At 73.8% G+C, this 20,068-nt stretch carries 19 protein-coding genes and 3 pseudogenes; 4 read left to right on the top strand and 18 right to left on the bottom strand.

All coding sequences use genetic code 11. From position 1 onward, the window contains the following. Nucleotides 1-37 precede the first annotated feature (37 nt). The 10 genes from trpC to QUE47_RS13685 all read right to left on the bottom strand — a co-directional run bounded on the left by trpC (nucleotide 38) and on the right by QUE47_RS13685 (nucleotide 10,226). Entirely contained in the window at nucleotides 38-850 is an 813-nt protein-coding gene (gene trpC / locus QUE47_RS13730; RefSeq protein WP_286217747.1) for an indole-3-glycerol phosphate synthase TrpC, read from the bottom strand. Nucleotides 851-1,050: 200 nt separating this feature from the next. Then, on the bottom strand, nucleotides 1,051-1,608 hold the full coding sequence (locus tag QUE47_RS13725; protein WP_286217746.1) for a DUF2752 domain-containing protein: 558 nt from the start codon (nucleotides 1,606-1,608) through the stop codon (nucleotides 1,051-1,053). A gap of 1 nt (nucleotide 1,609) precedes the next feature. Further along, the gene (locus tag QUE47_RS13720; RefSeq protein ID WP_286217745.1) at nucleotides 1,610-2,056 is read right to left on the bottom strand and encodes a DUF4190 domain-containing protein; all 447 of its coding nucleotides are present in this window, start codon (nucleotides 2,054-2,056) and stop codon (nucleotides 1,610-1,612) included. 139 nt (nucleotides 2,057-2,195) lie between these two features. Continuing rightward, on the bottom strand, nucleotides 2,196-2,459 hold the full coding sequence (locus QUE47_RS13715; protein ID WP_286217744.1) for an HGxxPAAW family protein: 264 nt from the start codon (nucleotides 2,457-2,459) through the stop codon (nucleotides 2,196-2,198). 52 nt (nucleotides 2,460-2,511) lie between these two features. Next, nucleotides 2,512-3,294 (bottom strand): Trp biosynthesis-associated membrane protein, encoded by a 783-nt coding sequence (locus QUE47_RS13710; RefSeq protein WP_286217743.1) that lies wholly within the window; start codon nucleotides 3,292-3,294, stop codon nucleotides 2,512-2,514. 44 nt (nucleotides 3,295-3,338) lie between these two features. After that, nucleotides 3,339-4,871, bottom strand: a complete 1,533-nt coding sequence (locus QUE47_RS13705) for an anthranilate synthase component I (RefSeq protein ID WP_286219515.1) — start codon at nucleotides 4,869-4,871, stop codon at nucleotides 3,339-3,341. Between the two features lie 58 nt (nucleotides 4,872-4,929). Continuing rightward, nucleotides 4,930-5,325, bottom strand: coding sequence for a phosphoribosyl-AMP cyclohydrolase (gene hisI / locus QUE47_RS13700; protein WP_286217742.1), 396 nt, complete (start codon nucleotides 5,323-5,325; stop codon nucleotides 4,930-4,932). Between the two features lie 149 nt (nucleotides 5,326-5,474). Continuing rightward, nucleotides 5,475-7,190, bottom strand: a complete 1,716-nt coding sequence (locus QUE47_RS13695) for an ABC transporter ATP-binding protein (protein WP_286217741.1) — start codon at nucleotides 7,188-7,190, stop codon at nucleotides 5,475-5,477. A gap of 109 nt (nucleotides 7,191-7,299) precedes the next feature. After that, nucleotides 7,300-9,273: an ABC transporter ATP-binding protein gene (locus QUE47_RS13690; protein WP_434019692.1), complete on the bottom strand. Its 1,974-nt coding sequence runs from the start codon at nucleotides 9,271-9,273 to the stop codon at nucleotides 7,300-7,302. Nucleotides 9,274-9,341: 68 nt separating this feature from the next. After that, nucleotides 9,342-10,226, bottom strand: a complete 885-nt coding sequence (locus QUE47_RS13685) for an alpha/beta hydrolase (protein ID WP_286217740.1) — start codon at nucleotides 10,224-10,226, stop codon at nucleotides 9,342-9,344. A 76-nt stretch (nucleotides 10,227-10,302) separates the two neighbouring features. On the opposite strand from QUE47_RS13685, the gene QUE47_RS13680 reads away from it, so the two are divergent. Genes QUE47_RS13680 through QUE47_RS13665 form a run of 4 tightly spaced genes read left to right on the top strand, consistent with a single transcriptional unit; the run spans nucleotide 10,303 to nucleotide 12,939 of the window. Beyond that, entirely contained in the window at nucleotides 10,303-10,977 is a 675-nt protein-coding gene (locus QUE47_RS13680) for a TIGR03085 family metal-binding protein (protein WP_286217739.1), read from the top strand. Between the two features lie 35 nt (nucleotides 10,978-11,012). Further along, entirely contained in the window at nucleotides 11,013-11,582 is a 570-nt protein-coding gene (locus QUE47_RS13675) for a hypothetical protein (RefSeq protein ID WP_286217738.1), read from the top strand. Then, nucleotides 11,579-12,433, top strand: coding sequence for an arylsulfotransferase family protein (locus QUE47_RS13670; RefSeq protein ID WP_286217737.1), 855 nt, complete (start codon nucleotides 11,579-11,581; stop codon nucleotides 12,431-12,433). Before QUE47_RS13675 ends, QUE47_RS13670 begins: the two co-directional genes overlap by 4 nt. After that, nucleotides 12,430-12,939 (top strand): hypothetical protein, encoded by a 510-nt coding sequence (locus QUE47_RS13665; protein WP_286217736.1) that lies wholly within the window; start codon nucleotides 12,430-12,432, stop codon nucleotides 12,937-12,939. The genes QUE47_RS13670 and QUE47_RS13665 overlap by 4 nt, the downstream gene beginning before the upstream one ends. Before the next feature lie 129 nt (nucleotides 12,940-13,068). On the opposite strand, the gene hisF is transcribed toward QUE47_RS13665, so the two are convergent. The 8 genes and pseudogenes from hisF to dop all read right to left on the bottom strand — a co-directional run bounded on the left by hisF (nucleotide 13,069) and on the right by dop (nucleotide 20,062). Next, on the bottom strand, nucleotides 13,069-13,833 hold the full coding sequence (hisF, locus tag QUE47_RS13660) for an imidazole glycerol phosphate synthase subunit HisF (RefSeq protein WP_286217735.1): 765 nt from the start codon (nucleotides 13,831-13,833) through the stop codon (nucleotides 13,069-13,071). Next, on the bottom strand, nucleotides 13,718-14,920 hold the full coding sequence (locus QUE47_RS13655; RefSeq protein WP_286217734.1) for an FKBP-type peptidyl-prolyl cis-trans isomerase: 1,203 nt from the start codon (nucleotides 14,918-14,920) through the stop codon (nucleotides 13,718-13,720). The genes hisF and QUE47_RS13655 overlap by 116 nt, the downstream gene beginning before the upstream one ends. Before the next feature lie 46 nt (nucleotides 14,921-14,966). Beyond that, nucleotides 14,967-16,327 (bottom strand): annotated as a pseudogene (gene pafA, locus QUE47_RS13650) (Pup--protein ligase). Continuing rightward, nucleotides 16,324-17,078: pseudogene (gene prcA / locus QUE47_RS13645) on the bottom strand (proteasome subunit alpha). The pseudogenes pafA and prcA overlap by 4 nt, the downstream one beginning before the upstream one ends. Before the next feature lie 49 nt (nucleotides 17,079-17,127). Next, nucleotides 17,128-17,955 (bottom strand): annotated as a pseudogene (prcB, locus tag QUE47_RS13640) (proteasome subunit beta); the annotation flags it as partial. 6 nt (nucleotides 17,956-17,961) lie between these two features. Beyond that, complete coding sequence (locus QUE47_RS13635; protein WP_286217733.1) at nucleotides 17,962-18,153, bottom strand: ubiquitin-like protein Pup; 192 nt, start codon at nucleotides 18,151-18,153, stop codon at nucleotides 17,962-17,964. A 119-nt stretch (nucleotides 18,154-18,272) separates the two neighbouring features. Then, entirely contained in the window at nucleotides 18,273-18,467 is a 195-nt protein-coding gene (locus QUE47_RS13630; protein WP_286217732.1) for a hypothetical protein, read from the bottom strand. Then, on the bottom strand, nucleotides 18,419-20,062 hold the full coding sequence (gene dop, locus QUE47_RS13625) for a depupylase/deamidase Dop (RefSeq protein ID WP_286217731.1): 1,644 nt from the start codon (nucleotides 20,060-20,062) through the stop codon (nucleotides 18,419-18,421). Before dop ends, QUE47_RS13630 begins: the two co-directional genes overlap by 49 nt. Nucleotides 20,063-20,068 lie beyond the last annotated feature (6 nt).

The raw sequence follows: 20,068 nt of genomic DNA, 5'->3' as shown, positions 1-20,068 counted from the left end.
CGCGCCTCCGGGTCGTTCGTCGGGTCGGTCACGGGCGTCAGTGCCTCAGGGCACGCAGGGAGGGGTGCTGCCCGGCTGCGACGAGGTCGGCGACGGACGAGCGCGGGGCGTCGTCGGTCACGAGCGCCTCGCCCACGAGCACGGCATCAGCCCCGGAGCGCGCGAAGTCGACCACGTCGTGCGGGCCGCGCACGCCGGACTCGGCGATGCGCACGTACTCGTCGGGGATCGCCGGCGCGAGCCGCGCGAACGTCGTGCGGTCGACCTCGAGCGTCCGCAGGTCGCGGGCGTTGACCCCGATGACCCGTGCCCCGGCGTCGATCGCCCGGGACACCTCGTCGACGTCGTGGACCTCGACGAGCGCGGTCATGCCGAGCGAGTGGACGCGCTCGATCAGGGAGATCAGCACCGTCTGCTCGAGCGCGGCGACGATGAGCAGCACGACGTCGGCGCCGTGGGCACGGGCCTCCCAGACCTGGTAGCTGCTGACCACGAAGTCCTTGCGGAGCACCGGGATGTCCACGCGCGCGCGCACCGTGTCGAGGTCCGCGAGGCTGCCCTTGAACCGCCGCTGCTCCGTGAGCACGGAGATGACGCTCGCGCCACCGCGCTCGTACTCGTGGGCGAGGGCCGCCGGGTCGCTGATCGCGGACAGGTCGCCCTTGCTCGGGCTGGACCGCTTGACCTCGGCGATCACGGCGACGGCGTCCTCGACCTTGAGCCGGCTGACGCACTCGATGGCACCGGGAGCCCGTGAGGCGCGCTCCTTGAGATCGTCGAGCGACGTGAGCTCCTGGCGTGCGGCCAGGTCCTCGCGTACCCCCGCGACGATGTCGTCCAGAACGGTCATCGTGCATCAACTCCCTGATCGTGCCGGTCACCGGCCGCTGCCGCCTCGCAGCGGTCTGCCTTGGCAGGCTCGTCCAAGAGGCCATCGTAGGTGCGCACGGGACGGTCCTGGACCACGTCCGTCCGCCGAGACGCGCCACCCCTGCGCCGCAGCCGTCGCGGCCGAGCGCCGGCCGACCGGTTCCTGCGCTCAGCGACCGGTCACGGGGCCAGCGCGGCGAGCGCAGGGACGTTGCGCAGCACGCCGAAGACGACCACGACCGCCAGGAGCGCGGGCGGGACCCACATCGGGACCGACCAGCGACGCGCGCGTCCCCGCCAGGCGCGGAGCAGCCACGCGCCCCACGCCACCACGAGGACAGGTGCGAGCACCGTCCAGAGCGCGTTCGCCGACCACGCGCCGGCGAGGTCGAACCGGGTCATGGCGTGCGTGGAGCGCAGCCCGCCGCACGCCGGGCAGTACAGCCCGGTCAGCGCGAGCAGCGGGCAGAACAGGTAGTGACCGGGACGGTTCGGGTCGACCAGCGCGACGTACACGGTGGCCGCCGCGACGAGGCCGCCGATGACCAGCGGGTCGCGCGCCCCGCGCGCGCCGGACCTGAGGACCGGGGAACCAGGTGCCGCGAGGCCGTCGACGGGGGCCGGTCCGACTGCTCCGGCCGGACCCGCTCCGACCGGCCGTGGGTCGACGGGAACGGCGCCCGGGGACGACCGCACGGCCGTCCCCGTCGCGCGCTCGTCCGGCCCGGTCCCGCGCATGTCAGGACTGGTACGTGCTCAGGCCACCGATCGCGATGACCCCGACGAACAGCAGGACGAAGAGCACGACCGCGACCACGGAGAGCCCGACCGAGATCCAGCCCAGCACGACGCCCGCCGTGCCGAAGCTCGCGTTGTTGGCCTGACCTGCCGCGGCGGCCTCCTTCGCCTTGCCGCCGAGGATGATCGCCGGGATCCCGGTGAAGATGCCGCAGCTCAGGACGATCGACGCGATGCCGAGGACGAGGGCCCACACGCCGAGGTCGTTCTTGGGGTAGAACGCCAGTGCACCGTACGGCTGAGCCGGCGGCGCATAGGGCGGGGCCTGCGGTCCCTGACCGTGGCTGCTGCCTGCCTGGGGCGGCGCGTACGCGCCCGGACCCTCGGACGACTCGCCGCCGGACGACGGGTACGTGGGGTACGACGGCGATGAGGACGAGCCGTCCACGTACGGGTCACCGGCCGCCGGCGCGTCCGCACGGGGCGTGTCGCCGTGCGCGTCGCGTCCGGCGTCGCTGCGCCGGTCGTCGGGGCGCTCGTCGCCCGGCTCCCCTGCGGGTCGCCGACCGGTCCCTGCGGCGGGGTGCTCACGCGTCGCGCTCCGCCGCGACGGCGACCTGGCCGTAGCCCATGTTGCGCAGCAGCAGCCCGCCGACGAGCCCGACGACGACGATGCCCATGCCCACCCAGAACAGCCAGACGACCGGGATGACGAACGCGATCGCCGCGACGAACGCACCGACCATGATCCCGACCATCGTGAACCACGCAGCGGTGGTGTGGCCGTGGTTCGTGGGAGGGGAGACCGGGGGCAGGTATGCGACCTCGGTCTGCGACGACGTGTCAACCATGTGTGTGCCTTTCGTGAAGAGGATCCAAGCCTAGCGAACGCCGAGTGGGCCGTCAGCCGCGCTCGTCCTCGGGCTCGCCTCGGGTGATCGCGTCCCAGAGCGCCGCCGGGTCGTCCGTGACGCCGTCCGCCCCGTCGGGACCAGGGTCAGGGTGATGGTCACCGTGAACGTCACTCTGACGGTCACGGTCGCGGGCCGGGTCGCGGGACGGGTCGCCGGACGCACTGCCGGTGCCGGACGACGTCCCCTCGCCCGCGGGACCAGCGGCACCGCCGCGCGGGGCGTCCGGGCGCGACGCGCCGTCACCGACCGGCGACGCTCCGTCGGTGGCGCCCGGCCCCGACGTGCGCTCGTGCCGCGAGCTCCCTGCGGGCCACGTGGTCGCGGCGCGGGCCGCTGCTGCCACCAGCACGACGACCAGCACGCCGACCGCGACCGCTGCCCAGGCCGCGAACCCGACCTGCACGTCGCTGGTGAGCACCGTGACACCGGTCGCGTCCGCCGCGGCCGAGCGCGCCACCGGCCGGGGGTCGAGGAGCACCGCGAGCGCGGAGGCCACGACGACGACTCCCCCGACCGCGGCGACGAGGAGCACCAGCCAGCGCGCGAACCGCCCGACGAGCCCCAGCGCGAGGCCCGCGGCCAGGACGACGAGCGCGGCGGCGCCGACGCCGGGGGCGGCGTCGGTGCCGGTGACCGTCACCTCGACGGACGGGTCGATCGGGCTGGATCCTGTGGTCTGCAGCCATGTCGGGACCGCGACGAGCAGCGCGAGACCTCCGAGCACGAGCAGCCCGAGGATCGTCGTCCTGCGGTCGGGGCGCCTCGCCGCCACCGACGGCCCGTGCTGCGGACCATGCCCGGCCGACGACTCCCCCGTCATCGGACGGGCCGCAGCCGGGCGGCGAGCTGCACGGCCCGCACCGCGGCCGCCGCCTTGTTGCGCGACTCCTCGTACTCCAGGGCGGGCACGGAGTCGGCGACGATCCCGCCGCCGGCCTGCACGCTCGCGCGCCCGTCGCGGACCAGCGCGGTGCGGATCGCGATCGCCATGTCCATGTCGCCGGCGAAGTCGAAGTACCCGACGGTGCCGCCGTAGATGCCCCGCGACGCGGGCTCGAGCTCGTCGATGAGAGCGATGGCCCGAGGCTTGGGGGCGCCCGAGAGCGTCCCGGCGGGGAACGTCGCCCGGAACGCTCCGAGCGCCGTCGCGCCGTCGCGGAGGGTGCCGACGACGGTCGAGCACAGGTGCATGATGTGGCTGAAGCGCTTGGTCGCCATGAACTCGACCACCTCGACCGACGTCGGCTCGCACACCTTGACCAGGTCGTTGCGGGACAGGTCGACGAGCATGAGGTGCTCGGCGCGCTCCTTGGGGTCGGCGAGGAGCTCCTCCCCCAGCGTCACGTCCTCCTCCGGGGTCGCTCCTCGCGGGCGCGAGCCGGCGATGGGGAACGTCACGACCCGCCCGTCCGTCACCTTGACGAGCGTCTCGGGGCTGGACCCGACGACGGCGAAGTCGTGGCCGGCGGCGTCCTGCAGCTGGAAGCAGTACATGTACGGGCTCGGGTTGATGGTGCGCAGGGCCCGGTAGACGTCGAGCGGCGACGACGGGCAGTCGAGGTCGAGCCGCTGCGAGAGCACGACCTGGAAGACCTCGCCCTCGCGGATCGCGTCCTTGCCCGCGAGCACCGCGGTCTCGAACTCCTCGCGCGTCGACCGGAACTCGAGGTCCGGGACGACCGCGTCGGGGGCGACCTCGGCCGGGCCGCCCGCCGCGCTGGTGCCCGCGACGAGAGCCGCCTGCATCGCGTCGAGGCGCGCGACGGCGTCGAGGCGCGCCTCGTCGACGCGCTCGTCGGTGTCGTCGAAGTTGATGGCGTTCGCCACGAGCCAGACGGTGCCGCGCAGGTGGTCGACGACGGCGAGGTCCGTCGCCAGGCAGAGCGTCACCTCGGGCACGCCGAGCTCGTCGGGTGCGGTCGCCGGCAGGGTCGGTTCCCAGTGCCGGACGACGTCCCACCCGAGGGCGCCCGCCATGCCTCCCGTGAAGGGCGGCAGCCCGGGGATCGCGGGCGCGTGCAGCAGCTCGAGCGTGCGCTCGAGCACGTCGAGCACGTCGCCCGAGGTCGGTACGCCCACGGGGACGTCACCGGTCCAGGTCGCCGCGCCGTCCGCCACCGTGAGGGTCGCCCGCGAGGAGACGCCGACGAACGACCAGCGCGACCAGCCGCCGTCGGCCTCGGCCGACTCCATGAGGAAGGTGCCGGGGCGGCCCTGGGCGAGGGTGCGGTAGAGCCCGACGGGTGTGACGTCGTCGGCCAGCAGACGCCGGACCACCGGGATCACCCGCTGCCGCGACGCGAGCTCGCGGAACGCGGGCAGCTGCGGCCAGGTCTCGCCCCAGAGCAGGTCCTCGGCCGTCGGCCCGGCCTCGGGGGCGGGGTCGCCTGTGCCTGCGTCGAGCCGGTCATCGGCCCTCCTCCGGACGGTGGCCGACGACGGCGCCCAGGTCGCCGCCCTCGTCGAAGCACGTGCGGGCGCCCGTGTGGCAGGCGGCGCCGACCTGGTCGGCGAGCACCAGCAGGGCGTCGCCGTCGCAGTCGAGGGACACCGACTTCACGTACTGGGCGTGGCCCGACGTGTCGCCCTTGCGCCAGTACTCCTGCCGCGACCGGGACCAGAAGGTCACCCGGCCGCTGCCCAGGGTGCGGTGCAGCGCCTCGTCGTCCATCCAGCCGAGCATCAGCACCTCGCCGGTGTCGTGCTGCTGGACGATCGCAGCCACGAGGCCGTCGGCGTCGCGCTTGAGGCGCGTGGCGACGGCAGGGTCGAGCGGGGAGCCGGGGGCGGTGGAGTCAGGCACCCGAGAATCCTGCCACGCGCGCGGCGCCCGCGGCCACGCCGTCCGCGACACCGTCCCTCGTACCGATCGCTGTGCCGACCACGCTGCCGATCGCTGTGCCGATCACGCTGCCGACCGCGCCGCAGACCGCGCTGGCGACCGGCCGCCGATCAGCGCGACTGCGCCAACCAGGCGGCGTGCATCCTCGCGTAGACCCCGTCCAGGCCGAGGAGCTCGCGGTGCGCGCCCACCTCGACGACGTGGCCGTCGTCGACGACGACCACCAGGTCGGCCGCCTCGGCGGTGGAGAGCCGGTGCGCGATCGTGATCGTGCTGCGCCCCGCGGTCAGCGAGTCGAGCGCGCGGGCGATCCGGACCTCGGTCGCCGGGTCGACCGCGGACGTCGCCTCGTCGAGCACGAGCAGGTCCGCGCGCGCGAGGTACGCCCGGGCCAGGGCCACGAGCTGGCGCTCGCCCGCCGACAGCGCCTCGCCGCGCTGACCCACGTCCGAGTCCAGCCCGCGCGGCAGCCCCGACACCCAGTCGTCGAGACCGAGCTCGGCGACGGCACGCCCGACGAGCTCCGCCTCGTCCTCGGCGGGGACGTGGTCCGCCAACCCGTACGCCATGTTCTCGCGCAGCGTGCCGTCGAAGAGGAACCCCTCCTGCGGCACCAGCACGACCCGCTCGCGCAGGTGCGCCGCGGACACGTCCCGCAGGTCGACCCCGTCGAGCCGCACCGCGCCGTCGTCCGGGTCCATGAGCCGCGTGACGAGCTTGGCGATCGTCGTCTTGCCCGACCCCGTGCGCCCGACGACAGCGACCCGGGTCCGGGCCGGCAGGTCGAGGTCGATGCCGTGCAGCACCTCGGGACCGCCCGGGTACGAGAAACGCACGCCCTCGAGCCGGACGCTCGCAGGCCCGCGCCTGCTGGGCACCGCGTCGTCGCCGGCGTCGACCACCTGCACCGGGGTCTCGAGGATCGCGATCACGCGCCGCCAGCCGGCGACGGCGTTCTGGAGCTCGTTGAGGATCTCCGTCGCCTGCTGGACGGGGCCCGTGAAGATCTGCACCAGGAACAGGAAGGCGAGGAGCTGGCCCGTCGTGATGTCCCCCGCGACGCCGAGGTAGGTGCCGACGACCACGACCACCGCCACGACGAGGTTTGCGACCAGCACCCCGGACGAGAAGACGATCGCGACGAGCTTCTGCGACCGGACCATCGCGCTGCGCGTCGCCTCGATGGCGGCGTCCACCCGCCGGCCGGTCCTGGCCTGGGCGCCGTAGGCGCGGATCGTCTCGGCGCCCACGACCGACTCCGAGATCGCGCCGAGCAGCGCGCCGGTCCGGGCCCGGACCGCGGTGTACGCGAGGTTCACGCGCTTCTGGGCGGGTCGCAGGCCGAAGAACAGCGGGACGAACACCGCCCAGACCACGAGCGTGAGCTGCCACGAGTAGACCGCCATGAGCACGGTCGCGACGACGATCTGCAGCGTCGAGACGAGCAGGATGATCCCGCCCCGCTGCACGAACAGCGAGATCGTGTCGACGTCCGACGTGACGCGGGAGACGAGCCCGCCGCGGCGCTCGGTCCCCTGCGTCAGCGTCGACAGGTCGTGCACGTGCCGGAACGCCCGCACCCGGAGGTCCGCGAGCCCCGCCTCCGTCGCGCGGATGAGCCTGATGTTGACGAGGGACATGCACCAGCCGGCCACGAGCAGGAGCGCGGCAGAGAGCAGGACCAGGGTCGTGATGCGCCCGGCGTCCGGTCCGCCGTCCGCCATGATCCCGGTGTCGACGGTCTGCTGGACCGTGATCGGGACCACGACCCTGCCCGCCGCACCGACCACGGCGAGCACGAACGTCCACCAGATCCCCTGGACCATCACCGGGGACAGCTGGATGCCGCGACGGACCGTGGCGACGACCCCGAGCTCGCTGGCGGACGCGATCGACGCGTGCTCGAGGGGGCCGACGCCCCGGTGGTCGTGCTCGTCATGCGTCCTCCTCCCGCCGGGTGGCCTCGCGCTCGTACGCCGTCGCCAGGTCTCGGTAGCCCGCGTCGCGGGCGAGCAGCTCCGCGTGGCTCCCGACGTCGACGACGCGACCGCCCTCGAGGTGCACGACGACGTCGGCGAGCGCCACGCTCGACATGCGGTAGGCGACCATCACGACCGTCGGTGGCTGCGCCGTCCGCTCCCCCAGCCCCGACAGGACGTCGCGCTCGACCGCGGGGTCGACCGCCGAGGTCGCGTCGTCGAGGACGAGGAGCCGCGGGGCGCGCACGAGCGCGCGGGCGATCGCCAGCCGCTGGCGCTGGCCGCCGGACAGGTTCGAGCCGCGTTCGCCCAGCGGGGCGTCGAGCCCGCCGGGCAGCGCGCGCACGACGTCGTCGACCCGCGCGGCCGCGAGAGCGTCCCAGGCGGCCTGGTCCCGGGCCGCGTTCTCGTCGTCCGTCGCACCGCGCTCGTCGTGGTCGTCGAGCAGGACGTTGCCCCGCACGGTGTCCTCGAAGACGAACGTCGTCTGGGAGACGAACGCGACGGCCCCGGTGATCGCCTCGGGCGCGAGGTCGCGCGCGTCGACCCCGTCGAGCCGGACGACGCCTCGGGTCGGGTCGCCGAGACGGGCGAGGAGCGAGACGAGGGTCGTCTTGCCGGCACCGGTGGCGCCCACGACCGCGACGACGCTCCCCGGCGGGATCTCGAGGTCGATGCCGTCGAGCAGGGTGACGTCCGTCCCGTGCGCGCGCACGTCGACGCCGACCCCGTCGAGCCGGACGGCGAGGCCCTGTCGGCCCTGCCGGCCCTGTCCATCGGGCTGCCCGTCGGGCTGCCCGTCGGACTGCCCGCTCTCGCGTCGGCTCTCGTGCCTGCTCCCGGCATCGCCGAACGTGCCCGTCCCGGGTCGCAACGAACCCTCGGCGTCGAGCACCCGGGCGACGCGCTCGTACCCCACGTCGGCGCGCGGCAGCTCCCCCAGGACCCAGCCGAAGGCACGGACGGGGACCGCCATGACGGTCAGCAGGTACGCGGCCGTCACCACGTCACCGGTCCCGATCGCCCCGGCGGAGACACGACCCGCCCCCACGCCGAGGACGAGCAGCGTCCCGAGCGACGGCAGCAGCTCGATGACGGGGTCGAAGACGGCCCGGACGACGCCGACGTCGACGTTCGCCCGGCGCAGGTCGTCGGTGCGCGCGGCGAACCGCCGCTCCTCGCGAGCCTCGGTGCCGAGCGACTTGACGAGGACGGCCGCCTCGAAGCTCTCGTGGGCCACGTCCGCCACCGAGCCGCGCAGCTGCTGCGCCCGCGTCGCAGCGGGCGCCATGTACCGCTGGAACACGAGGTTCGCGGCGATCGCGAGCGGGATGACGACGAGGGCCGCGGCAGCGATCCACGGGTCGATGGCGAGCAGCATGACTGCCGCCACCACGATCATCACCACGACCCCGAGCGCGAACGGCAGCGGGTTGAAGACCCCGGTGGCCGCCTCGACGTCGGCGGACGCCGTGGCGAGGAGCTGTCCGGTCGGGTGGGCACGGTGCCAGGACACCGGGAGCCGCAGGTACTGCCGGGTCACCGAGGCCCGGTGACCGGCCTGGAGGTTGGAGACGCCCATGCCGGCCCAGACGCGCCGGGCCGCGACGCTCGCCGCCAGCGTGATCGACACGGCCGCGAGCACCAGCCCGGCGAGCCAGATGCGTCCCTGCGCGTCGGGGTCGCCGGCGATGGCCGGGACCACGACCTGGTCCGTCACGGCACCGATCGCCTTGCTCACCCCCACGGTCACCGCGCCGAACACCGCGGACGCGCCGATCGCGAGCGCGTAGACGCCCGGCTCGGAGCGGATGCCGCGCACCATGACCTGGACGGAACGACGGGTCCGGGAACCGCTGAGCCCGTACCCGGTGCGGGCACGGAAGGTCGAGCGCGGCGGCCCCTGCAGTCCGGGGGCGGCTTCAGGCATGACGAGGTCCTCGTTCGTTCGGGGAAGGTCCGATGGTCTCACGCCGGGTGGCGCGCCCCCGGGCCGGGTCAGAACCGGACGTCGAGCCACGCGACGAGGTCGTCGAGCACCTGCTCGCGGTTCGTCTCGTTGTAGATCTCGTGCCGAGCGCCCGGGTAGACGAGGCACGTCACGTCGCTGAGCCGCGTCCACCGCTCGTACGCGGCGGCCAGGAGACGCTGCCCGCGCTCGCCGCCGATCGGGTCCTCGGACCCGCCGTGGACGAGGACGGGCAGGTCGTGGTCGAGACGACGCGGCGGGGCGCCGGAGATGGCGAGCGACTCGCGGAGGCTGAACGGCGGCTCGTCGCCGACGTCGAAGCACCAGGGATCGTCGGCGAACGCTCGCCCGACCTCAGGGTCGCGGCTGAGCCACTCCCGACCGGAAGCCTCGGGGCCGTCCCAGGCCGCGTTGTAGGCCGCGCGCCGGGTCAGCCCGGGCAGCGCCAGCGAGGAGCCGGAGAGCACGAGGCCGTCGTAGTGCGCGCTCGAGCGCGCGACGAGCGTCTGCGCGATGAACGATCCCCAGCTGTGCCCCAGCAGCACGAGCGGAGTGTCCGGGAGATCGGCCTTGATGGCGCGGTCGACCCGACCGACCCCCTCCAGCGCGGCCCGGACGGTCCCACGACCGAGGTTCCCGACGCCCTCGTGTCCCGCCCCCGTCGCACCGTGCGCCCGGTGGTCGTCGGCGACGACCGTGAAGCCGCTCGCCACGAGACGCACTGCGACGTGGTCGTAACGGCGCGCGTGCTCGCCGACGCCGTGGACGATGTGGACGACCGCGCGGGGAGCGTCAGCGTCCCAGGTCCACGTGTGCAGTGAGACCCCGTCCGCGTCGACGACGACACGCTCACGGGGTGCCCCGGACGCCGGGGCGGTCGCCTCGGCGGGCGGGGTCACGGGGTTCGAGGGCATGCCGGTCAGCCTAGCCGCGCGGCAGCCCGAGCCACGTGCCCGTGCGACCGTGCCGCGGCGCGTGCAAGCATGACCCATGCACTGGTACCCGTGGCTGCGTGACCGTCTCGTCCTCGAGCTGCGGTCCGTGGAGCCCTCGGCACCCACGCTGTGCGAGGGCTGGACCGCCGCGCACCTCGCCGCCCATGTGTACCTGCGCGAGCACCGGCCGTGGCGCGCGACGAGCTCGGGCGTCTCCACGCTCGCCGCCGCGTCGGCCGACCCCGCCTCGTACGCCCGGCTCGTCGACGAGGTCGCCCAGCCACCCGGCCGCCTCAGCCCGCACTCGTGGGCCGGTGACGCGATCGACCTCGCAGAGCTGTTCATCCACGGCGAGGACGTGCGTCGGGGCGCTGGGCGCCCGGCGGAGCGGGACCTCCCGGAGGGGCTCGTCGCGGCGCTCCGCGACCGGATCGGGTTCTTCGCCCGGCTGACCTACCGGCGCAGCCCCGTCGGTGTCCTCCTCGTCGACCCCGACGGTCGCCGGTTCGTCGCTCGCCGGGCGCGCTCCGGCCAGGGGTCCGTCGCCGTCCGCGGCCGCGTCGAGGAGCTCGTGCTCCACGCCTCCGGGCGTGGCCGGGCGAGCGACGTCGCTCTCCACGGGTCGGACGACGACGTCGCGGCCTTCGTCTCGGCGGTACCGGGTGCGCAGGGTCGCGCCGACGACCCCGGCCCCGCCGACGACGGGCCGCAGGGCGACCGGTCGCCGTGAGGGCGGGCGCGGTCCTGGCCGCCGGGACCTGTCTGGTGAGCGGTCTCGCGCTCGCAGGGCTCGAGGCGGCGACTCCCGAGGGGCCGACGCTCCCGGGCTCGGCGTCGTCGCTCAGCGCGACGACCCCGGCGGCGGACGTCCGGTCACCGGCCACGGGGCCGGTGACCGCGTTCCCGCTGCCCGGCACCACCGTCGTCCACCCAGGGGCGCAGGTCTCCCTCCGTTGGGACGGCCGCGACGCCCCGACGGCGCCCGCGCTGCGCTCCGTCGTGGTCACCGGGTCCACCTCGGGCAAGCACGAGCTCACCCTGCTGGAGCACTCGGACGGCGACGGCGCGAGCCTCGTCCCCGTCGAGCCGTTCGACGAGGGCGAGGACGTCACGGTCCACGCACCCTTCGACGTCCGCGGGTCCGACGACGGCCGGTGGACCCTCACCGTCGCCACCCTCGCGGACCGCCCCCTCTGGGCGACGTCCCCGTCGAGGAGCCGGCGGCGGACGACGACGTCGCCAGGTACGTCTCCGCCCCGGACCTGCACCCGCCCGTCGTCCGGTCGACGCCGCTCGACCCGCCCGACCGACCCGGCTACGTCGTCGCCGGGGTGAAGAACGGGTTCGGGCAGAAGGGTCCGCTCCTCGTCGACGACGACGGCGAGACCGTCTGGTTCGCCCCGATGGACGGCGTGGACGCGCGAGCGGTCGACGTCGCCGAGATCGACGGCGACGCGGTGATCTCCTGGTGGGAGGGGCTGGCCGGCCCCGGCTACGGGTTCGGTGCCGTCGTCGCCGTCGACGACTCCTACCAGGAGGTCGCCCGCATCCCGGAGGCGAACGGGCACGAGCTCGACTTCCACGAGGTGACCCTGACCGACCACGGGACGCTGCTCGCGCTGGCGTACGAGCCGCTGACCATGGACCTGCGGACGCTCGGGGGCGAGGCCGCCGGACGGATCCTCGACAACGTGGTGCTCGAGGTCGACGTGGCGACCGGCGCGGTGCTCTTCGAGTGGCACGCCCTGGGCCACCTCGACCCGCACGAGTCGTTCAGCGCCATGGACGCAGGCGGCACGCTGGCCGACGACCCGGCCGACGACCCGGACGACGACCCGGACGACCAGACGACCGAGGGCGAGGGCGAGGGCGAGGACCAGCCGACGCCGTACGACCCCGTCCACCTCAACTCCGTCTCCGAGGACGACGACGGCAACCTCCTGCTGTCCGCGCGCAACACCTGCGCGCTCTACAAGATCGACCGGACGACGGGGGACGTCGTGTGGCGGCTCGGTGGCCGCGCGTCCGACTTCGCCGTCGCGGACGACGCCGCATTCATGCGGCAGCACGACCTGCGCAGGTCGACCGACGGGACGCTGACGCTGTTCGACAACGGGGGCGCTGCGACGACGTCGCCCGGACGTCGTCACGCGGGCTCGCGCTCGACGTGGACGAGCAGGCGATGACCGTCACGGTGGCGACCGAGTACCCCCACCCCGAGGGCCTCTACGCCACGAGCCAGGGCAGCTTCCAGGAGACGCCGAGCGGCGACGTGCTCGTCGGCTGGGGCGCGATCCCCCGGTGGTCACGCATGTCGGACACCGGGGAGCTGCTCTCGGACAGCGGGTGGGACGACGACCTCGTCGTCACGTCGTACCGGTTCCAGCAGCGTGAGTGGACGGGCGACCCCCTCGAGGGCCCCAGCGCGGTCGCGACCCAGGACGGCGACTCCGTCGTGGTGCACGCGAGCTGGAACGGTGCCACCGAGGTCGACGCCTGGCGTCTGCGGGACGGGGACGTCGAGGTGACGACCGGCCGTACGGGGTTCGAGACCCGGATCGAGTGGCAGAGCGGCGCTCCGGAGGGCGACGGCGGGGACCCGGACGGCGAGCCCCGCCCCTCGCAGGCGCTGGTCCAGGCGCTGGGGTCGGCAGGAGAGGTGCTCGGGACGACGACCGTCACGCTGCCCTGACCTGTGTCCCCGGCCGACCCCAGAATCGAGCCCCGGACCCGGGCCCCAGCGCGTGGCGCGGCCCTCCCGGCACTCGGCCCTCGGCCCTCGAGCACGGCGAGCAGGGCACGGCGGCCGGCGCCTGCCCCCTCAGCGGACCGCGATGCCCTCGGCCCGCATGGTCGCCTTGACGTCGTCGACCGTCATCGCGCCGAAGTGGAAGACGCTCGCCGCGAGGACCGCGTCGGCCCCCGCGCGCGCAGCGTCCACGAAGTGCGCGGGGGTCCCCGCCCCGCCGCTCGCGATCAGGGGGACCCGGACCTGAGAACGGATCGCGCCGAGCATCTCCAGGTCGAACCCGCTCGTCGTGCCGTCGGCGTCCATCGAGTTGAGCAGGATCTCCCCGGCGCCGAGCTCGGCGGCACGGGCGGCCCACGCCACGGCGTCGATCCCGGTGCCACGACGACCGCCGTGCGTGGTGACCTCGAACCCGGACTCCGTCCGGACGTCCCCGGTGACGCGCCGTGCGTCGACGGACAGCACGAGGACCTGGCTGCCGAACCTGTCGGCGATCTCCGCGATCAGCTCCGGGCGCGCGATCGCCGCCGTGTTGACCCCGACCTTGTCCGCGCCCGCGCGCAGGAGCCGGTCCACGTCGTCCGCGGTCCTGACCCCACCACCGACCGTGAGGGGGACGAACACCTGCTCCGCGGTCCGAGAGACGACGTCGTACATCGTCGCGCGGTCGCCCGAGGACGCCGACACGTCGAGGAACGTCACCTCGTCAGCGCCCTCCGTGTCATACCGGGACGCCAGCTCGACCGGGTCGCCCGCGTCGCGCAGGTTCTCGAAGTTCACGCCCTTGACGACGCGGCCCGCGTCGACGTCGAGGCAAGGGATCACGCGTACGGTCACCGGCACGTTCAGTCCTCCAGGGAATCCGGGGCGACGCCGTCGCCCCGGTCTCGTCGGTCGCCGCCGACCGGGTGTCCAGGATGTCGACGACGTAGACCAGCGTCTCGTCCGCGAGCGCCGACCCGGTGCCACCGTAGGCCACCGACGGTGGGGCGACGAGGAGGACGCGGCTCCCCACGGACTGCTCGAGGAGCCCCTCCTCCCAGGCGTCGACGACGGTGCCGAGCCCGAAGACGGTCGTGAAGACGCTGCCCGACTCCCAGTTGGAGTCGATCACCTGGCCGTCGCTCCAGGAGACGCCGACATACCGCACCGTCACCGTGTTGCCGGGCTCGACCTGCCGACCAGGGCCGCGGACGAGGGTCCTGACCGTGAGGTCGGTGGGTGGGTCTGTGTCGGGGATCGTCACCACCGGCTCGGCGCCCGGGAGCGCCTCGACCGTGGGCGCCGTGGGGTCAGGGTCGACCGGGTCCCCGTGCGCCGAGGTCGGCAGCACGTCGACGACGACGACGAGGGGCACGTCGTCCCCGGAGTCCTTGGGCGGGTTCTCGCCGGCCCGCGCCTCGTCACTCCCGGTAGCCCCCTCGTCAGGAGCCTCGTCAGGAGCCTCGGCGGGCAGCTCCTCGGCGGAACCCTCGGCCGTGCCGCCGGCGACGTCGACCGACCCTGACCCGCTGCCCTCGTCCGCGCCGACGAGCAGCACCCGCGCGCCGACGCGCTGTCCCTCGAGCGCCGTGTAGAGCCGGCGCCCGAGGTCGGCAGGGTCCATGCGCTGCAGGCGCGGGCTTCCGCCGTAGGTGTCGCTGATGACCGAGTGGTCGCGGCCGTCCTCGGCGTACATGTTGAGCAGCACGTCCCCGCCCGCGACGAGCGGGGCGCCGGTGCCGACCCAGACGGTCTCGGTCCACGGCTCGGACACCACGACGGGCGCCTCGTATCCGACGGCAGGTGCCACGTCAGCAGAACCGGACACGCTCACGACCGTGTCGGCGGGACCTTCGGCGCTGTCGTCGCGGAAGTCGATGCCGCACGCACCGAGCGTCGCCACGAGGGCGAGCAGGATCGGGAGGAGGACGAGGCGGCGCACAACGGGACACCTTACGTGCCTGGCCTGCACGGGAGGAACGCGCAGGTCACATCGCGGCGATGAGCCGCTCGACCCTCTCGTCGACGTTCTGGAACGGGTCCTTGCACAGCACCGTGCGCTGCGCCTGGTCGTTGAGCTTGAGGTGCACCCAGTCCACGGTGTAGTCCCGGCGCGCCTCCTGGGCCGCCCGCACGAAGTCGCCACGCAGCTTCGCGCGGGTGGTCTGCGGCGGCACCGCCGTGGACTCGAACACCTCGAGGTCGGTGGTCAGGCGGTCGACCATGCCGCGCGCCGCAAGGAGGTTGTACAGGCCCTCGGTCCGCGAGATGTCGTGGTAGGCGAGGTCGAGGCGGGCGATCCGGGGGTCGGCGAGATCCAGCCCGTGCTTCTCCTGGTACCTGCGGATCAGGCGCAGCTTGATCACCCAGTCCAGCTCACGGTCGACGAGCGACAGGTCACCGGTCTCGAGCGCGCGCAGCCCGCGCTCCCAGAGCTCGAGCACCCGCTTCGTCATGGGGGTCAGGTCGCCCTGGGACTCCGCGTACGACCTGGCGCGGGCGAGGTACTCCCCTGGAGGTCGATGGCGGTGATCGTCCTGCCGTTGGAGAGCTGGACCGGGTGCTTGCCGGTCATGTCGTGGCTGATCTCCCGGATCGCCCGGATCGGGTTCTCCAGGCTCAGGTCTCGCGCGGGGATGCCTGCCTCGATGGTCCGCAGGACGAGGTCGGTGGCGCCCACCTTGAGCATCGTCGTCGGCTCGGCCATCGACGAGTCGCCGACGATGACGTGCAGACGCCGGTAGCTCTCGGCGTCGGCGTGCGGTTCGTCGCGGGTGTTGATGATGGGGCGCGACCTCGTCGTCGCGCTCGACACCGCCTCCCAGATGTGGTCGGCCCGCTGGGACAGGCAGTAGGTCGCACCGCGCGGGGTGGCGAGGACCTTGCCCGCACCGGTCAGCACCTGACGGGTGATGAAGAACGGCACCAGGACGTCCGACAACCGGGCGAAGTCGCCCTGGCGCCGGACGAGGTAGTTCTCGTGACAGCCGTAGGAGTTGCCCGCGGAGTCCGTGTTGTTCTTGAACAGGTGGACCTTGCCCGGCAGTCCCTCGTGGACGAGCCGCTGCTGGGCGTCGGCCACGAGACCTTCGAGGATCCGTTCGCCGCCGCGGTCGTAGGCGACGAGCTGCTCGATGTCGTCGCACTCCGCCGTGGCGTACTCCGGGTGGGAGCCGACGTCCAGGTAGAGCCGCGACCCGTTGCGCAGGAACACGTTGGACGAGCGCCCCCACGCGACCACCTTGCGGAACAGGTAGCGGGCCACCTCGTCGGCCGAGAGCCCACGGCCGTCGTCCGAGGCGCACGTCACCCCGTACTCGGTCTCCAGGCCGAAGATCCGTCGGTTCATCGCGTGTCCTCCGGGGCGTCGGGCGTCTGGAGAAGGCCGGCGAGGGTGTCCCCCGCGAGCCTGCGGAACGCGCGCCGCGGGCGCGTGCGGTCGAGGACCCCGACCTCGAGCTCGGCGGCGGGGACGGCCGCAGGCGCCTCGGTGGTGTCGCCGGCGTCGGTCTCGGGCGCGGCGCCGCTGCCACCCGGGTGCGCGAGAGCCGTCGCGGCGAGGCGCAGCACCTCGCCCAGCGCCATGCCCGGTCGCCACCCGTCGGCGACGTGGTCGCGCAGCTCCTCGGCGCGACCCCCATCACCACGAACCCGTGCTCGTCGGCGACCGTCCCGTCGTACGAGAGCCGGTAGATCTGGTCCTGCGCCTCGGTCGGCCCGACCTCCGCGACGACGAGCTCGACCTCGAGCGGCTTCGACTCGGTCGTGAAGGCCGTGCCGAGCGTCTGCGCGTAGGCGTTCGCCAGCCCGCGGGCATCGACGTCCGAGCGGTCGTAGGAGTACCCGCGCAGGTCCGCGTACCGGACCCCGGCGACCCGCAGGTTCTCGAACTCGTTGTACTTGCCCACCGCGGCGAACGCGATGCGGTCGTAGATCTCCGAGATCTTGTGCAGGGCCCGGGACGGGTTCTGCGTCGCGAACGCGATCCCGTCGTCGTACGCGACGACGACCACGGACCTTCCCCGGGCGATCCCCTTGCGCGCGAAGTCGGCCCGGTCCCGCATGAGCTGCTCGGGCGAGACGTAGAAGGGCATGGTCATCGCAGACCACCTCCCCCGCGACGCCGCGTCCGGTAACGTCCTCCCCGCCGCGCTGCGCGACGATCCGGTCGACGACCGGGGCGAGCTCGTCGTCCGCCGCCCGGGCGTAGCCGGCCTCGGTCACGCGCGCGACCACCGGCCAGATCTTGCGCACCGTATCCGGCCCGGCCGTCGCCGAGTCGTCGTCGGCGGCGTCGAACAAGGCCTCGACGGCCACGGCCACGCCCTCGTCCGCGGTGAGCCCCGGGCGCCAGAGCTTCTTGAGCGACCCGCGGGCGAAGACCGACCCCGATCCCACGCTGTGGTGGTCGCGCTCCTCGTAGCGACCGCCCGTGACGTCGAAGGAGAAGATCCGGCCGCGTCCGAGCCGCAGGTCGTAGCCGGCGAAGAGCGGCACGACCGCGAGACCCTGCATCGCGAGCCCCAGGTTGGAGCGGATCATCGTCGACAGCCGGTTGGCCTTGCCGTCGAGCGACAGCAGCTGCCCCTCGATCTTCTCGTAGTGCTCGAGCTCGAGCTGGAACAGCCGCACGAGATCGATCGCGATGCCCGCGGTGCCGGCGATCCCCACCGCTGAGAACTCGTCGGCCGGGAACACCTTCTCGATCTCGCGGTGCGCGATCATCGACCCCGCCGTGGCCCGGCGGTCCCCGGCCATCACGACACCGCCGTCGACCACGAGCGCGACGATCGTCGTCGCGTGCGGGAGCGACTGGACGAGCGGGGACGAACCGCTCGCATGGCTCTGGACCGCGCCGTCGCCGTCCCGGTTCCCCGGGAGCAGGTGGGGCGCCTGGGCGGTGACGAAGTCCAGGAAGGACGAGGAGCCGGTCGTCGTGTAGGCCCGCGGGAGCCGGCCGTGCGGATCAGGAGTCATCGGCGCCTACTGCCCGCCCTTCTGCACGAACCCGCGCACGAACGACTCGGCGTTCGACTCCAGGACCTCGTCGATCTCCTCGAGCAACGAGTCGACCTCGGTATCGTCGGCCTGCGCTGCCGGAGCGACCGGCGTCGCGGGCTCCGGTGCGTCGTCCGGACGCCGGTCCTCCGGTGAGATCCGTTCCTGACCAGCCATGTCATCTCCTCGATCGGGGGCCCGGCGACCTGCCGCCGTGCCCAGTCTCCACCTGTGCCTCGCACGCTCCGCGCCGGTGCGTCATCGCTGCTTCATCCGTGCCTCACACTAGGCCCCGCTCACCGGCCCGGCTCGGAGAGCCGGTCGAGCAGCGACCGCGCGTCGCCGCTCTCGTCCAGCAGCGCCCCGATGTGCTCCTTCGTCCCGCGCAGCGGGTCGAGCATCGGCACGCGCTGCAGCGACCGCGCACCCGGGACGTCGAAGATCACGGAGTCCCAGCTCGCGGCCGAGACGTGCTCACCGAACCGCGCCACGACCTCCCCCGGAAGTACGCCCGCGTGTCCGCGGGCGCGTGGTGGACGCTCCGCCCGACCTCGCGCTCGTCGACGAGGCGCTCGGCCGCACCCGAGGCGAGGAGGCGGTGGTAGACGCCGCGCTCGGGCCTGACGTCGGACCACTGGAGGTCGAAGGTGGCCAGCCGCGGGTGGTCCCAGTCGAGGCCGTCCCGCTGCCTCATGCGCTCGAGCAGGCGGAGCTTCGCTACCCACTCGACCTCCCGGGCGCAGGAGTCGCGGTCCGCGCCGAGCCCGCGCAGCACGGAGTCCCAGCGCTCGACGACCGCCGCTGTCCCGTCGTCGTCCGCCGGAGGCAGGGCGTCCAGCGCACGCCGGACGATGCCCAGGTACGCGTGCTGGATCTCCAGCGCGGTGGCCGACCCGCCGTCTGCGAGCCGCAGCGGGGCGGCGAGCCCGAGGTCCCGGCTCACGCGCTGCACGTCGCCCACCGGGTCGGCCAGCCGCAGGGCCTGGAGCTCGCCGCGCACCCCGGCGTCGGCCTCGGCCAGCCGGTCCAGGTTCTCCAGGACCCAGAGCACGAGGGAGGTGGTCCCGAGCTTCAGGTAGGTCGCGACCTCGAAGTGGTTCGCGTCCCCGATGATCAGGTGGAGCCGCCGCCAGCGGGCCCGGTCCGCGTGCGGCTCGTCCCGGGTGTTGACGATCGGACGGCGCAGGGTCGTCTCGAGCCCGACCTCCGCCTCGATGTAGTCGGCCCGCTGGGAGAGCTGGAACCCGGGGGTGTCGCCGGTCGGGCCCAGGCCCACGCGGCCGGAGCCGGTGAACACCTGCCGCGTGACCAGGAACGGGGTGAGCCCTTCGACGATCGTCGTGAACGGCAGCGCACGGTCGACCAAAAAGTTCTCGTGCGTGCCGTAGCTGGCGCCCTTGCCGTCGACGTTGTTCTTGTAGAGCACCACCTCGCCGTCCGGCGTCCCGGCGAGCGCGCGCGACGCCTCGAGCATCACGCGCTCACCTGCCACGTCCCAGCGCACGGCGTCCAGGGGCGACGTGACCTCGGGCGACGAGTACTCGGGGTGCGCGTGGTCGACGTAGAGCCGGGCACCGTTCGTGAGGATGACGTTCGCGGCGCTCGGGTCGTCGTACTCCTCGACGCTGGGACGCTCGACCCGCTGCAGCCGGATCCGGCCGGCCGACGCGGCCTCGCCGCTCTCCTGGTCCGGGCCTGCGCCCGAACCCGCGCCGGTACCCGCGCCCGCGCCGTCGACGGACGCGTCGGTGGGCTCACGTTCGGCCCCGGCGCCGTCCTCGGCATCCGGTCGCCCCGGGGCGTCACCGCCCGGTACGTCGCCGGACGGCGCGGGTCGGGACGGGTCGTCGGTCAGCAGCGAGGGGTGAGCCGACGCACGGGTCAGCCGGAACCCCCGCGCGTCGGACAACGGGTCCTCGTCGACGTAGTCCCACCGCGCGCGGGCCCGCACCCCGTCCTGCGAGGCCGCGACCGCCCGGTAGGTGGTCACGACCTGGCTCGACATGAGCATCGGGTTCGCCATCGGCCGACCGGGACGGAGCACGCCGTACTCGGTCTCGATCCCCATCACGCGTCGCACGGTCACGGCGCC

Source organism: Paraoerskovia sediminicola (assembly GCF_030296575.1).
GTDB lineage: Bacteria > Actinomycetota > Actinomycetes > Actinomycetales > Cellulomonadaceae > Paraoerskovia > Paraoerskovia sediminicola.
The sequence above is the reverse complement of the archived record's forward strand: the minus strand, read 5'-3'. Positions and strand labels throughout refer to the sequence as shown.

Coding starts and splice junctions, on each gene's coding strand:
- QUE47_RS13685 (WP_286217740.1), bottom strand. CDS start 10,226: ATGCCCTCGAACCCCGTGACCCCGCCCGCCGAGGCGACCGCCCCGGCG.
- QUE47_RS13695 (WP_286217741.1), bottom strand. CDS start 7,190: ATGGTCCAGGGGATCTGGTGGACGTTCGTGCTCGCCGTGGTCGGTGCG.
- QUE47_RS13665 (WP_286217736.1), top strand. CDS start 12,430: ATGACCGTCACGGTGGCGACCGAGTACCCCCACCCCGAGGGCCTCTAC.
- QUE47_RS13635 (WP_286217733.1), bottom strand. CDS start 18,153: ATGGCTGGTCAGGAACGGATCTCACCGGAGGACCGGCGTCCGGACGAC.
- trpC (WP_286217747.1), bottom strand. CDS start 850: ATGACCGTTCTGGACGACATCGTCGCGGGGGTACGCGAGGACCTGGCC.
- QUE47_RS13725 (WP_286217746.1), bottom strand. CDS start 1,608: ATGCGCGGGACCGGGCCGGACGAGCGCGCGACGGGGACGGCCGTGCGG.
- QUE47_RS13690 (WP_434019692.1), bottom strand. CDS start 9,273: ATGCCTGAAGCCGCCCCCGGACTGCAGGGGCCGCCGCGCTCGACCTTC.
- QUE47_RS13680 (WP_286217739.1), top strand. CDS start 10,303: ATGCACTGGTACCCGTGGCTGCGTGACCGTCTCGTCCTCGAGCTGCGG.
- QUE47_RS13715 (WP_286217744.1), bottom strand. CDS start 2,459: ATGGTTGACACGTCGTCGCAGACCGAGGTCGCATACCTGCCCCCGGTC.